Annotated in this window: 11 protein-coding genes; 9 read left to right on the top strand and 2 right to left on the bottom strand. The window is 67.7% G+C overall.

Annotated features, from left to right (window positions below; translation table 11 throughout):
* The first annotated feature begins 233 nt into the window (after positions 1–233).
* From AC4OR5_RS00265 to AC4OR5_RS00250, 4 genes are all read left to right on the top strand, one after another.
* Positions 234–1,724, top strand: a complete 1,491-nt coding sequence (locus AC4OR5_RS00265; RefSeq protein ID WP_003101907.1) for an aldehyde dehydrogenase — start codon at positions 234–236, stop codon at positions 1,722–1,724.
* A 57-nt stretch (positions 1,725–1,781) separates the two neighbouring features.
* Complete coding sequence (locus AC4OR5_RS00260; protein ID WP_003084045.1) at positions 1,782–3,215, top strand: APC family permease; 1,434 nt, start codon at positions 1,782–1,784, stop codon at positions 3,213–3,215.
* Between the two features lie 30 nt (positions 3,216–3,245).
* Entirely contained in the window at positions 3,246–4,628 is a 1,383-nt protein-coding gene (locus AC4OR5_RS00255; RefSeq protein WP_003101901.1) for an aspartate aminotransferase family protein, read from the top strand.
* Between the two features lie 163 nt (positions 4,629–4,791).
* Positions 4,792–5,850, top strand: a complete 1,059-nt coding sequence (locus AC4OR5_RS00250; RefSeq protein ID WP_003084049.1) for an ABC transporter substrate-binding protein — start codon at positions 4,792–4,794, stop codon at positions 5,848–5,850.
* Positions 5,851–5,927: 77 nt separating this feature from the next.
* On the opposite strand, the gene AC4OR5_RS00245 is transcribed toward AC4OR5_RS00250, so the two are convergent.
* Both AC4OR5_RS00245 and AC4OR5_RS00240 read right to left on the bottom strand, forming a co-directional pair.
* The gene (locus AC4OR5_RS00245; RefSeq protein WP_023085728.1) at positions 5,928–6,809 is read right to left on the bottom strand and encodes a dihydrodipicolinate synthase family protein; all 882 of its coding nucleotides are present in this window, start codon (positions 6,807–6,809) and stop codon (positions 5,928–5,930) included.
* 59 nt (positions 6,810–6,868) lie between these two features.
* On the bottom strand, positions 6,869–7,651 hold the full coding sequence (locus AC4OR5_RS00240; protein ID WP_003084054.1) for an aldolase: 783 nt from the start codon (positions 7,649–7,651) through the stop codon (positions 6,869–6,871).
* A gap of 154 nt (positions 7,652–7,805) precedes the next feature.
* Between AC4OR5_RS00240 and AC4OR5_RS00235 the strand changes: the two genes are divergently transcribed.
* The 5 genes from AC4OR5_RS00235 to AC4OR5_RS00215 all read left to right on the top strand — a co-directional run bounded on the left by AC4OR5_RS00235 (position 7,806) and on the right by AC4OR5_RS00215 (position 12,776).
* Complete coding sequence (locus AC4OR5_RS00235; protein ID WP_003084057.1) at positions 7,806–8,345, top strand: helix-turn-helix domain-containing protein; 540 nt, start codon at positions 7,806–7,808, stop codon at positions 8,343–8,345.
* A 150-nt stretch (positions 8,346–8,495) separates the two neighbouring features.
* Positions 8,496–9,347: a CoA transferase subunit A gene (locus tag AC4OR5_RS00230; protein ID WP_003084060.1), complete on the top strand. Its 852-nt coding sequence runs from the start codon at positions 8,496–8,498 to the stop codon at positions 9,345–9,347.
* Positions 9,344–10,126, top strand: a complete 783-nt coding sequence (locus AC4OR5_RS00225) for a CoA-transferase subunit beta (protein ID WP_058159907.1) — start codon at positions 9,344–9,346, stop codon at positions 10,124–10,126. The genes AC4OR5_RS00230 and AC4OR5_RS00225 overlap by 4 nt, the downstream gene beginning before the upstream one ends.
* Entirely contained in the window at positions 10,123–11,328 is a 1,206-nt protein-coding gene (pcaF, locus tag AC4OR5_RS00220) for a 3-oxoadipyl-CoA thiolase (RefSeq protein ID WP_003110233.1), read from the top strand. The genes AC4OR5_RS00225 and pcaF overlap by 4 nt, the downstream gene beginning before the upstream one ends.
* A gap of 149 nt (positions 11,329–11,477) precedes the next feature.
* A complete protein-coding gene (locus AC4OR5_RS00215) occupies positions 11,478–12,776 on the top strand; it encodes an MFS family transporter (RefSeq protein ID WP_034025777.1) in 1,299 nt (432 codons plus the stop codon).
* Positions 12,777–12,787: the final 11 nt, after the last annotated feature.

Raw genomic sequence — 12,787 nt, 5'->3', positions numbered from 1 at the left:
GACGACGATTGCCCGCCTGCACGATAACCCAGCACGACGCACTTTGCCGGGGCACGCCTGGCCAGCTTTTTCTTATGTCCCGAGGACATTTTTAATAATTTTCCTTCGCCGCGGCTTGCGCGACCATCCTTCCCCATCGACCCCATGGACAGCGGTCCGCCTCCCGGCGGTCCGGGCCATGCGTGCAGAACCACGACCGGCGCAGACCGGCGAGATAACAAGGAGAAGGTGGGGTGTTCGAACTCAGCGATTGGCAACGGCGCGCCGCGACACAGCGCTTCATCGACCAGGCCCTGATCGGCGGCCGCCAGCGTCCAGCCGCCAGCGGCGCTACCTTCGACGCCATCGATCCGGCGAGCAATCGCCTGCTGGCGCGGGTCGCGGCCTGCGATGCGGCCGACGTCGACGCGGCAGTGGCCGCCGCCCGCCGCGCCTTCGACGAAGGCCCCTGGGCGCGTCTCGCCCCGGTCGAGCGCAAGCGCGTGCTGCTGCGCCTGGCCGAGCTGATGCTGGCCCATCGCGAAGAGCTGGCGCTGCTCGACTCGCTGAACATGGGCAAGCCGGTGATGGACGCCTGGAACATCGATGTACCCGGCGCCGCCCACGTCTTCGCCTGGTATGCGGAAAGCCTCGACAAGCTCTACGACCAGGTCGCGCCGACCGCCCAGCAGACCCTGGCCACCATTACCCGCGTGCCGCTGGGGGTGATCGGCGCGGTGGTGCCGTGGAACTTCCCGCTCGACATGGCCGCCTGGAAGCTCGCCCCGGCCCTGGCCGCCGGCAACTCGGTGGTGCTCAAGCCGGCCGAGCAGTCGCCGTTCTCCGCCCTGCGCCTGGCCGAGCTGGCCCTGGAGGCGGGGGTGCCGGAAGGCGTGCTGAACGTGGTGCCGGGCCTCGGCGAGCAGGCCGGCAAGGCCCTCGGCTTGCACCCGGAGGTGGACGCACTGGTGTTCACCGGCTCCACCGAGGTCGGCAAGTACTTCATGCAGTATTCCGCGCAATCCAACCTCAAGCAGGTCTGGCTGGAGTGCGGCGGCAAGAGTCCGAACCTGGTGTTCGCCGATTGCCGCGATCTTGACCAGGCGGCGGAAAAGGCCGCCTTCGGCATTTTCTTCAACCAGGGCGAGGTCTGTTCGGCGAACTCGCGCTTGCTGGTGGAGCGTTCGATCCACGACGAGTTCGTCGAGCGCCTGCTGGCCAAGGCCCGCGACTGGCAGCCGGGCGATCCGCTGGACCCGGCCAGCCGCGCCGGCGCCATCGTCGACCGCCGGCAGACCGCCGGGATTCTCGCCGCCATCGAGCGGGCGCAAGGCGAGGGCGCGACCCTGCTCGGCGGTGGCCGCCAGTTGACGATCAACGGTTCGGACAACTTCATCGAACCGACCCTGTTCGGCGACGTACGCCCGGACATGCAGCTGGCCCGCGAGGAAATCTTCGGTCCGGTGCTGGCGATCAGCGCCTTCGACTCCGAGGACGAGGCCATACGCCTGGCCAACGACAGCCGCTACGGCCTCGCCGCCTCGCTGTGGAGCGACGACCTGCACCGTGCGCACCGGGTGGCGCGGCGCTTGAATGCCGGAACGGTGTCGGTGAATACCGTGGACGCGCTGGACGTCGCGGTGCCTTTCGGCGGCGGCAAGCAGTCCGGCTTCGGTCGCGACCTGTCGCTGCATTCCTTCGACAAGTACACCCAGTTGAAGACGACCTGGTTCCAGTTGCGCTGAAGACGCGACGGACGCGACACGACTCGATGCCGATAACGACAACAAGAGGACGATCGAATGAACGACACGCCGAACGTGCGTGAGCCGGCCCTGCGCCGCGTGCTCGGGCTGGGACCGCTGCTGGCGGTGGCCATCGGCCTGGTGGTTTCCCAGGGCGTGATGGTACTGATGCTGCAAGGCGCCGGGACGGCCGGCCTGGGCTTCATCGTGCCGCTGGGAGTGGCCTACCTGCTGGCGCTGAGCTACGCCTTTTCCTTTTCCGAGCTGGCCCTGATGATTCCCCGCGCCGGTAGCCTGAGCAGCTACACCGAGGTGGCCATCGGGCATTTCCCGGCGATCCTGGCGACCTTTTCCGGCTACGTGGTGGTGGCGATGTTCGCCCTCTCGGCGGAACTGCTGCTGCTCGACCTGATCATCGGCAAGGTCTACCCCGGCGCGCTGCCGCCGATGCTGGTGGCCTACGGCGTGCTCGGCCTGTTCACCCTGCTCAACCTGCTCGGCATCGACATCTTCGCGCGCCTGCAGAGCGCCCTGGCGCTGCTGATGATGATCGTCCTGCTGGTGCTCGGCCTGGGTGCGGTGAGCAGCGACCACGCTTCCGCGCAGACCGCCCTGGCGAGCGGCTGGAACCCGCTCGGGGTAAGCGCCCTGGCGCTCACCGCGATGGCCGTGTGGGGCTTCGTCGGCGCCGAGTTCGTCTGCCCGCTGGTGGAGGAGACGCGGCGTCCGGAGCGCAACATCCCGCGTTCGATGATCCTCGGCCTGAGCATCATCTTCCTGACCATCGCCCTCTACTGCTTCGGTGCGCTGCTGTGCATCCCGCAGGCGGAACTGGCCGGCGACCCGCTGCCACACTTCCTCTTCGCCAACCGCGTGTTCGGCGAGTACGGCCAGCTGTTCCTGGTGATCGCCGCGATCACCGCCACCTGCAGCACCCTCAACTCGTCGCTGGCGGCGATCCCGCGGATGCTCTACGGGATGGCGCAGAACGGCCAGGCCTTCCCGCAATTCAAGCAGCTCAGCCGGCGGGCGCGCACGCCCTGGGTGGCGGTGCTGTTCGTCGCCGCGATCACCGGCCTGCCGATCCTGATCCTCGGTCAGGACCCGGACTCGATCAACCTGCTGCTGCTCGCCGCCGCGCTGGCCTGGCTGCTGGCCTACATCATCGCCCACGTCGACGTGCTGGCCCTGCGCCGTCGCTATCCGCACATCGCCCGTCCGTTCCGCACGCCGTTCTACCCGCTGCCGCAACTGTTCGGCATCGCCGGGATGATCTACGCGGTGGTCCACGTCTCGCCGACCCCGGAAATGACCGGACGGATCTTCGCCAGCGCCGGCGTGGTGCTCGGCGTGGTCTCGCTGGTGGCGGTGGTGTGGATCAAGGGCGTGATGCGCAAGCCCCTCTTCGTACCCGAACCGCTCGAGACGGCCGGTGAGACTGCCCAGGGCAAGTCCGTCGCCCTCGATCCCCTGCAATCCCCTTCGGCCTGACGCGCCAAGGGAACAAGGAGAACACAGACGATGACCGCTCAGCTCAACCCGCAGCGCGACACCCGCGACTACCAGCAACTGGACGCCGCGCACCACATCCACGCCTTCCTCGACCAGAAGGCGCTGAACCGCGAAGGCCCGCGGGTGATGGTCCGCGGCGATGGCCTGCAGCTCTGGGACAACGACGGCAAGCGCTACCTGGACGGCATGTCCGGCCTCTGGTGCACCAACCTCGGCTACGGCCGCCAGGACCTCGCCGCCGCCGCCAGCCGCCAGCTGGAACAACTGCCGTACTACAACATGTTCTTCCACACCACCCACCCGGCGGTGGTGGAGCTTTCCGAGATGCTCTTCAGCCTGCTGCCGGACCACTACAGCCACGCGATCTACACCAACTCCGGCTCCGAGGCCAACGAGGTGCTGATCCGTACCGTGCGGCGCTACTGGCAGATCCTCGGCAAGCCGCAGAAGAAGATCATGATCGGCCGCTGGAACGGCTACCACGGCTCGACCCTGGGCAGCACCGCGCTCGGCGGGATGAAGTTCATGCACGAGATGGGCGGCATGCTGCCGGACTTCGCCCACATCGACGAACCCTACTGGTACGCCAACGGCGGCGAGCTGAGCCCGGCCGAGTTCGGTCGCCGCGCGGCGCTGCAACTGGAGGAGAAGATCCTCGAGCTGGGCGCGGAGAACGTCGCCGCCTTCGTCGCCGAGCCCTTCCAGGGCGCCGGCGGCATGATCTTCCCGCCGCAAAGCTATTGGCCGGAGATCCAGCGCATCTGCCGGCAGTACGACGTGCTGCTGTGCGCCGACGAAGTGATCGGCGGCTTCGGCCGCACCGGCGAATGGTTCGCCCACGAACACTTCGGCTTCCAGCCGGACACCCTGTCCATCGCCAAGGGCCTGACGTCCGGCTACATCCCCATGGGCGGCCTGGTACTCGGCAAGCGCATCGCCGAGGTGCTGGTGGAGCAGGGCGGGGTGTTCGCCCACGGCCTGACCTATTCCGGCCACCCGGTGGCGGCGGCGGTGGCCATCGCCAACCTCAAGGCGCTGCGCGACGAGGGCGTGGTCACGCGGGTCAGGGAGGAGACCGGTCCCTACCTGCAACGCTGCCTGCGCGAGGTCTTCGGCGACCATCCGCTGGTCGGCGAGGTCCAGGGCGCCGGCTTCGTCGCCGCGCTGCAGTTCGCCGAGGACAAGGCGACCCGCAAGCGCTTCGCCAACGAGAACGATCTGGCCTGGCGCTGCCGCACCATCGGCTTCGAGGAGGGCGTGATCATCCGCTCCACCCTCGGCCGCATGATCATGGCCCCGGCGCTGGTGGCCGGGCGTGCCGAGATCGACGAACTGATCGACAAGACCCGTATCGCGGTGGATCGCACCGCGCGCGAGATCGGCGTGCTCTGACGCGCCCCGGTGGCCCGGCCTCGGCCGGGTCGCCTGCGACACGGAGCGTCCCCCCATAACGACGACGCGGCGCCTGGCGACCGCGCGCGGAACCGTTTCGGCCTCTGGCCGGCAACTGCCTCAGCAACATCACAACAATGCCAATCGGCTGTGGGAGTGTTCCATGTACAAGTCCTTGCACCAGTGCGCACACGTGTTTTCCCGGTTGTCCCTGTTCGGCCTGGCGTTCGCCGCGGCGGCCCAGGCGCAGAGCCAGAGCCTGACGGTGATCTCCTTCGGCGGCGCGACCAAGGCCGCCCAGGAACAGGCCTATTTCAAACCCTTCGAGCGAAGCGGCGGCGGGCAGGTGGTCGCCGGCGAATACAACGGCGAAATGGCCAAGGTGAAGGCCATGGTCGACGTCGGCAAGGTCAGCTGGGACGTGGTCGAGGTGGAGAGCCCCGAACTGCTCCGCGGCTGCGACGAGGGGCTGTTCGAACGCCTCGATCCGGCGCGCTTCGGCGACCCCGCGCAGTTCGTCCCGGGCACTTTCAGCGAGTGCGGGGTGGCCACCTACGTCTGGTCGATGGTGATGGCCTACGACTCGACGAAGCTGGCCAGGGCGCCGCAGTCCTGGGCGGATTTCTGGAACGTCCGCGAGTTCCCCGGCAAGCGTGGCCTGCGCAAGGGCGCCAAGTACACCCTGGAAGTGGCGTTGCTGGCCGACGGGGTGAAGGCGGAGGACCTCTACAAGGTACTCGCCACCCCGGAGGGGGTCGGCCGCGCCTTCGCCAAGCTCGACCAGCTCAAGCCGAACATCCAGTGGTGGGAGGCCGGCGCCCAGCCGCCGCAATGGCTGGCGGCCGGCGACGTGGTGATGAGCGCGGCCTACAACGGGCGCATCGCCGCTGCGCAGAAGGAGGGGGTGAAACTGGCCATCGTCTGGCCCGGCAGTCTCTACGATCCGGAGTACTGGGCGGTGGTGAAGGGCACGCCGAACAAGGCGCTGGCGGAGAAATTCATCGCCTTCGCCAGCCAGCCGCAGACGCAGAAGGTGTTCTCCGAGCAGATCCCCTACGGGCCGGTACACAAGGGCACCCTGGCGTTGCTGCCGAAGACGGTGCAGGAGGCGCTGCCGACCGCGCCGGCCAACCTCGAAGGCGCGCGGGCGGTGGATGCCGAGTTCTGGGTGGACCACGGCGAGGAGCTGGAACAGCGTTTCAATGCCTGGGCGGCGCGCTGAACGCGCTGCGCGTCGGCAAAAAAAACGACGGGCCCCAAGTCGTCCGGGCCCGTCGGGTCAAAGCGCTGACGGGGTGATCAGCGCAGCTCTTCCAACAACCCCTGCAGATACCGACAGCCCTCGGTATCCAGCGCCTGCACCGGAAGGCGCGGCGCCCCCACCTCCAGGCCGGAGAGGCCCAGGCCGGCCTTGATGGTGGTCGGCAGGCCCCGGCGGAGGATGAAGTCGAGCAGCGGCAACTGCCGGTAGAACAGCGCGCGGGCCTTCTCCAGGTCGCCGTCGAGCACCGCCTGGTAGAGCTGGCCGTTGAGCGTCGGGATCAGGTTCGGCGCGGCGCTGCACCAGCCTTTCGCGCCGGCCACGAAGGCCTCCAGCGCCAGCGGGTTGCAGCCGTTGTAGAAGGGCACCCGGCCTTCGCCGAGCAGGCGCAGCTTGTGCATGCGCTGGATGTCGCCGGTGCTCTCCTTGACCATGGTCACGTTGTCCACTTCGCGGACGATGCGCAGGATCAGTTCCACCGACATGTCGATGCCGCTGGTGCCCGGGTTGTTGTAGAGCATCACCGGCACGCCGATGGCTTCGCCCACCGCGCGGTAGTGCTGGAACACTTCCGCCTCGTTGAGTTTCCAGTAGGAGATCGGCAGGACCATCACCGCCTCGGCGCCGAGGGATTCGGCGAACTGCGCGCGGCGCACGGTCTTGGCGGTGGTCAGGTCGGAGACGCTGACGATGGTCGGCACCCGATGGGCGACGGTCTTCAGGGTGAAGTCGACCACCTCGTCCCATTCCGGGTCGCTCAGGTAGGCGCCTTCGCCGGTGCTGCCGAGCGGGGCGATGGCGTGCACGCCGCCGTCGATCAGGCGCTCGATGGAGCGGCCGAGGGCCGGCAGGTCGAGACCGCCGCCGGCGGCGAAGGGGGTGATGGTGTAGCCGATGATGCCGTGGATGGATGCGGACATTGGATGTACCCGTGACATTGAGTGGGAAATGCCAGGACGGACCTGGTGGGAAAGGTCGTTCAGCTCAGGCAGTCGCTGTTGCGCGGCAGGCAGCGCCGGGCGTAGTAGTTGAATGCGGCGCCGTGGCGCTTCGGGGTGGAGATCCAGTCGTGGGCCTCGCGCGCCAGGGCCGGCGGGATCGGCTTGATCTCCCCGGCGGCCATCGCCAGCAACTGCATCTTCGCCGCGCGCTCGAGCAGCACCGCGATCACGCAGGCCTCCTCGATGCTCGCACCGGTGGCCAGCAGGCCGTGGTGGGAAAGCAGGATGGCGCGCTTGTCGCCGAGGGCGGCGGAGATGATCTCGCCTTCCTCGTTGCCTACCGGCACGCCCGGCCAGTCCTTGAGGAAGGCGCAGTCGTCGTATAGCGGGCAAAGGTCCATGTGCGAGACCTGCAGCGGTACTTCCAGGGTCGACAGCGCGGCGATGTGCAGCGGGTGGGTGTGGATGATGCAGTTGACGTCCGGGCGGGCGCGGTAGACCCAGCTGTGGAAGCGATTGGCCGGATTCGCCATGCCGTGCCCGTGGAGGACGTTGAGGTCTTCGTCGACCAGCAGCAGGTTGCCGGCGCTGATCTCGTCGAAGCCCAGGCCCAGTTGCTGGGTGTAGTAGGTCCCCGCCTCCGGGCCGCGCGAGGTGATCTGCCCGGCGAGCCCGGAGTCGTGGCCGGCCTCGAAGAGAATCCGGCAGGTCAGGGCCAGCTTTTGCCGGTCAGTCCACGTATTATCGCCGAGGCTGCTTTTCATCTGCTTCAGCGCGTGCTGGATCAGTTGATCCTTGGGTAATTCCAGTGTCGTAGCCATGCGAGGTTCCTTTGACGGAGCGAGTCGGGGGAAACGCCAGGCAGTTGCGCGCCACGCAACGACCCGGCTGTAAATGACACGGATCAAGTTATATGACACAAAGTGTCATTAGCAAGAGAAAAGTTTCATCGCCATCGGGAGAAGGCTGTCCTCAATGTCCATGCGCTTGAAATTGCTGAGAAAAAAACTCGGGGTCACGCTGGAGACCCTGGCCGACAAGACCGGCCTGACCAAGAGCTACCTGTCCAAGGTCGAGCGCGGGCTGAACACGCCGTCCATTGCCGCCGCGCTGAAGCTGGCGAAGGCGTTGAACGTGCAGGTGGAGGAGCTGTTCTCCGAGGAAAGCGACGGTGTCGACGGCTACAGCATCGTTCGTCGCGACCAGCGCAAGTCGCTGTCCAGCGGCGACGACGGCCCGGCCTACGCCTCCCTCGCGCAGCAGATCGGCGCCCGCGCGCTGTTGCCGTTCATCGTCCACCCGCCGCGCGATTTCAGTCACTCGACGTTCAAGGAGCACCTCGGTGAAGAGTTCATCTTCGTCCATGAGGGTCAGGTCGAGGTCGACTTCATGAACCAGCGGATCATCCTCGAGCGCGGCGACGCTCTGCATTTCAACGCACAGAAGCCGCACCGCATCCGCTCCCTGGGGGAGACCCAGGCGGAGTTGCTGGTGGTGATCCACAGCGACGAATGAGGCGACGGCTTCGGTCGATCGGATGCTTGCTAACGTTCTGTTCGATTATCGAACTGTTAATCGATTATCGGATTGTGAGCCCTCGGACCCCGGCGTAAGGTTCTCGTCACGTGCCGTCCAGGCAGCGCACAACAAGACGAGACCCGACCGATGGCTGAAATCCTCTCCCTGCGCGAAGCGGTGCGACGCTTCGTCCACGATGGCGACAGCGTCGCCCTCGAAGGCTTCACTCACCTGATCCCGACGGCCGCCGGCCACGAGCTGATCCGCCAGGGCAGGAAAGACCTGACGCTGATCCGCATGACTCCCGACCTGGTCTACGACCTGCTGATCGGTGCAGGCTGCGCGAAGAAGCTGGTGTTCTCCTGGGGCGGCAACCCCGGTGTCGGTTCGCTGCACCGCCTGCGCGACGCGGTGGAGAAGGGCTGGCCGCAACCGCTGGAGATCGAGGAACACAGCCACGCCGACCTCGCCAACGCCTATGTCGCCGGCGCCTCCGGGCTGCCCTTCGCGGTGCTGCGCGCCTACGCCGGCTCCGACCTGCCGAAGGTCAACCCGCTGATCCGCAGCGTCACCTGCCCGTTCACCGGCGAAGTGCTGGCGGCGGTGCCCTCGGTGCGTCCGGACGTCAGCGTGATCCACGCGCAGAAGGCCGACCGCAAGGGCAACGTGCTGCTCTGGGGCATCCTCGGCGTGCAGAAGGAAGCGGCCCTGGCGGCGAAGCGCTGCATCGTCACCGTCGAGGAGATCGTCGACGAACTGGACGCCCCGATGAACGCCTGCGTCCTGCCGAGCTGGGCGCTCAGCGCCGTGTGCCTGGTGCCCGGCGGCGCGCATCCGTCCTATGCCCACGGCTACTACGAACGCGACAACCGCTTCTACCAGGACTGGGACCCGATCGCCCGCGACCGCGAAAGCTTCACCGCGTGGATCGACGAATACATCCGGGGGACCGAGGATTTCGGCGCCTTCCAGGCCAAGCTCGCGGAGGGCAAGCGATGAGCAGCTACAGCACCAACGAGATGATGACCGTGGCCGCCGCCCGCCGCCTGCACAACGGCGCGGTGTGCTTCGTCGGCATCGGCCTGCCGTCGAAGGCCGCCAACCTGGCGCGCCTGACTTCCTCGCCGGACGTCGTGCTGATCTACGAGTCCGGCCCGATCGGCGCCAAGCCCAGCGTCCTGCCACTGTCCATCGGCGACGGCGAGTTGGCCGAGACCGCCGATACCGTGGTTCCCACCGGCGAGATCTTCCGCTACTGGCTGCAGGGCGGACGGATCGACGTCGGCTTCCTCGGCGCGGCCCAGGTCGACCGCTTCGGCAACATCAACACCACCGTGATCGGCGACTACCGCGAGCCCAAGGTGCGCCTGCCGGGAGCCGGCGGCGCGCCGGAAATCGCCGGCAGCGCCAAGGAAGTGCTGATCATCCTCAAGCAGTCGCACCGCACCTTCGTCGACAAGCTGGCCTTCGTCACCTCGGTCGGCCATGGCGAGGGCGGCGACTCGCGCCAGCGCCTCGGCCTGCCGGGCAAGGGGCCGGTGGCGATCATCACCGACCTGTGCATCATGGAGCCGGAAGCCGGCAGCAACGAGTTCGTGGTCACTTCGCTGCATCCGGGCGTGACCCGCGAGCAGGTGGTCGAGGCCACCGGCTGGGCGATCCGCTTCGCCGAGCGGGTCGCCGAGACGCCCGCGCCGAGCGAGGTCGAACTCGCCGCGCTGCGCGACCTCGAGGCGCGCACCGCGGCCGCCCATGGACAGAAGGGGAGCGACGAATGAGCCGCGAGGTATTCATCTGCGATGCCGTGCGCACACCGATCGGCCGTTTCGGCGGCAGTCTTTCCGCGGTGCGCGCCGACGACCTCGCGGCGGTGCCGCTGAAGGCCCTGGTCGAGCGCAACCCGGGGGTCGACTGGTCGGCGCTGGACGAGGTGTTCCTCGGCTGCGCCAACCAGGCCGGCGAGGACAACCGTAACGTGGCGCGCATGGCGCTGCTGCTCGCCGGTTTGCCGGAGAGCGTGCCCGGCGTCACCCTCAACCGCCTCTGCGCCTCGGGGATGGACGCCATCGGCACGGCGTTCCGCGCCATCGCCTGCGGCGAGATGGAGCTGGCCATCGCCGGCGGCGTCGAGTCGATGTCGCGCGCGCCGTACGTGATGGGCAAGGCCGATAGCGCCTTCGGGCGCGGCCAGAAGATCGAGGACACCACCATCGGCTGGCGCTTCGTCAATCCGCTGATGAAGGAGCAGTACGGCATCGACCCGATGCCGCAGACCGCCGACAACGTCGCCGACGACTATCGCGTGTCGCGTGCCGACCAGGATGCCTTCGCCCTGCGCAGCCAGCAGCGCGCCGGCAGGGCGCAGGCGGCCGGTTTCTTCGCCGAGGAAATCGTCCCGGTGACGATTCGCGGGCGCAAGGGCGACACCCTGGTCGAGTACGACGAGCATCCGCGTCCCGACACCACCCTGGAGGCGCTGGCCCGGCTCAAGCCGGTCAACGGGCCGGAGAAGACCGTCACCGCTGGCAACGCGTCCGGGGTCAACGACGGCGCCGCCGCGCTGGTCCTGGCCTCCGCCGAGGCAGTGGAGAAGCACGGCCTGACTCCGCGCGCGCGGGTGCTGGGCATGGCCAGCGCCGGCGTCGCCCCGCGGATCATGGGCATCGGCCCGGTGCCGGCGGTGCGCAAGCTGCTGCGGCGCCTGGACCTGGCGATCGACGCCTTCGACGTGATCGAACTCAACGAAGCCTTCGCCAGCCAGGGCCTGGCCTGCCTGCGCGAACTGGGCGTGGCCGACGACAGTGAGAAGGTCAACCCGAACGGCGGTGCCATCGCCCTCGGCCACCCGCTGGGGATGAGCGGTGCGCGGCTGGTCCTCACCGCGCTCCATCAACTTGAGAAGAGCGGCGGCCGGCGCGGCCTGGCGACCATGTGCGTAGGCGTCGGCCAAGGCCTGGCGCTGGCCATCGAGCGGGTCTGACTGGCACAACCGGGTCGCCCGCCCGGTATCAAGAGCGCGCGTCGCGCGGCGCTGCCCATGTTTCGGCGGCGGCGCGGCGCGTGTGCAGCGGAACAGGACGCTCCGTCGCACGGTCAGGATGAAACGGACCCTGTCGAGAGAACAACAGCATGACTGCCCCTGTTCACCAGTACAGCAACGAAGAACGCCGCAAGCGCATCTTCGCCATCGTCGGCGCCTCCTCCGGCAACCTCGTGGAATGGTTCGACTTCTACGTCTACGCCTTCTGCGCGATCTACTTCGCACCGGCCTTCTTCCCCTCCGACAACCCCACGGTGCAGTTGCTGAACACCGCCGGGGTCTTCGCCGCCGGCTTCCTCATGCGCCCCATCGGCGGCTGGATGTTCGGCCGCATCGCCGACAAGCACGGGCGCAAGACCGCCATGCTGATCTCGGTGGTGATGATGTGCGCCGGCTCCCTGGCGATCGCCTGCATGCCCACCTACGCCAGCATCGGCACCCTGGCGCCGGCGCTGCTGTTGCTGGCGCGGATGTTCCAGGGCCTGTCGGTGGGCGGCGAGTACGGCACCAGCGCGACCTACATGAGCGAGGTGGCGCTCAAGGGCCAGCGCGGTTTCTTCGCCTCGTTCCAGTACGTCACCCTGATCGGCGGACAGCTGCTGGCGGTGCTGGTGGTGGTGATCCTGCAGCAGGTGCTGAGCGAAGACGAACTGCGTGCCTGGGGCTGGCGGATTCCCTTCGTGATCGGCGCGATCACCGCGGTGGTCGCCCTCTGGCTGCGGCGCTCGCTGAACGAGACCGCTTCGAAGTCGACCCTGGAGCGCAAGGAGTCCGGCACCTTCGCCGAGCTGTTCAAGCACAAGCGGGCCTTCTTCACCGTGCTCGGCTTCACCGCCGGCGGCTCGCTGATCTTCTACACCTTCACCACCTACATGCAGAAGTACCTGGTCAACACCGCCGGGATGAGCGCCAAGACCGCCAGCGCGGTGATGACCTTCGCCCTGCTCGCGTACATGCTGATGCAACCGCTGTTCGGCATGCTTTCCGATCGCATCGGGCGCAAGACCTCGATGCTCTGGTTCGGCACCCTGGGCACGCTCTGCACCCTGCCGATCCTGCTCGCGCTGAAGACCGTGAGCAGTCCCTACATGGCCTTCTTCCTGATCATCCTGGCGCTGGCCATCGTCAGCCTGTACACCTCCATCAGCGGCCTGATCAAGGCCGAGATGTTCCCGCCGGAGGTGCGCGCCCTCGGCGTCGGGGTCTCCTACGCGGTGGGCAACGCGATCTTCGGCGGCTCGGCCGAGTACGTCGCCCTGGGGCTGAAGTCGGTAGGGATGGAGAACGTCTTCTACTGGTATGTTTCAGCCATGTGCCTGCTGGCGCTGCTGGTCTGCGTGAGCCTGCCGGACCTGCGCAAGGTCAGCTACCTGAACGACGAGCCCTGACGGGCCGGGAA

Source organism: Pseudomonas sp. YA1, from assembly GCF_058680555.1.
Note: the sequence above shows the minus strand (reverse complement) of the source record. Positions and strands in the feature narration are given on the sequence as shown.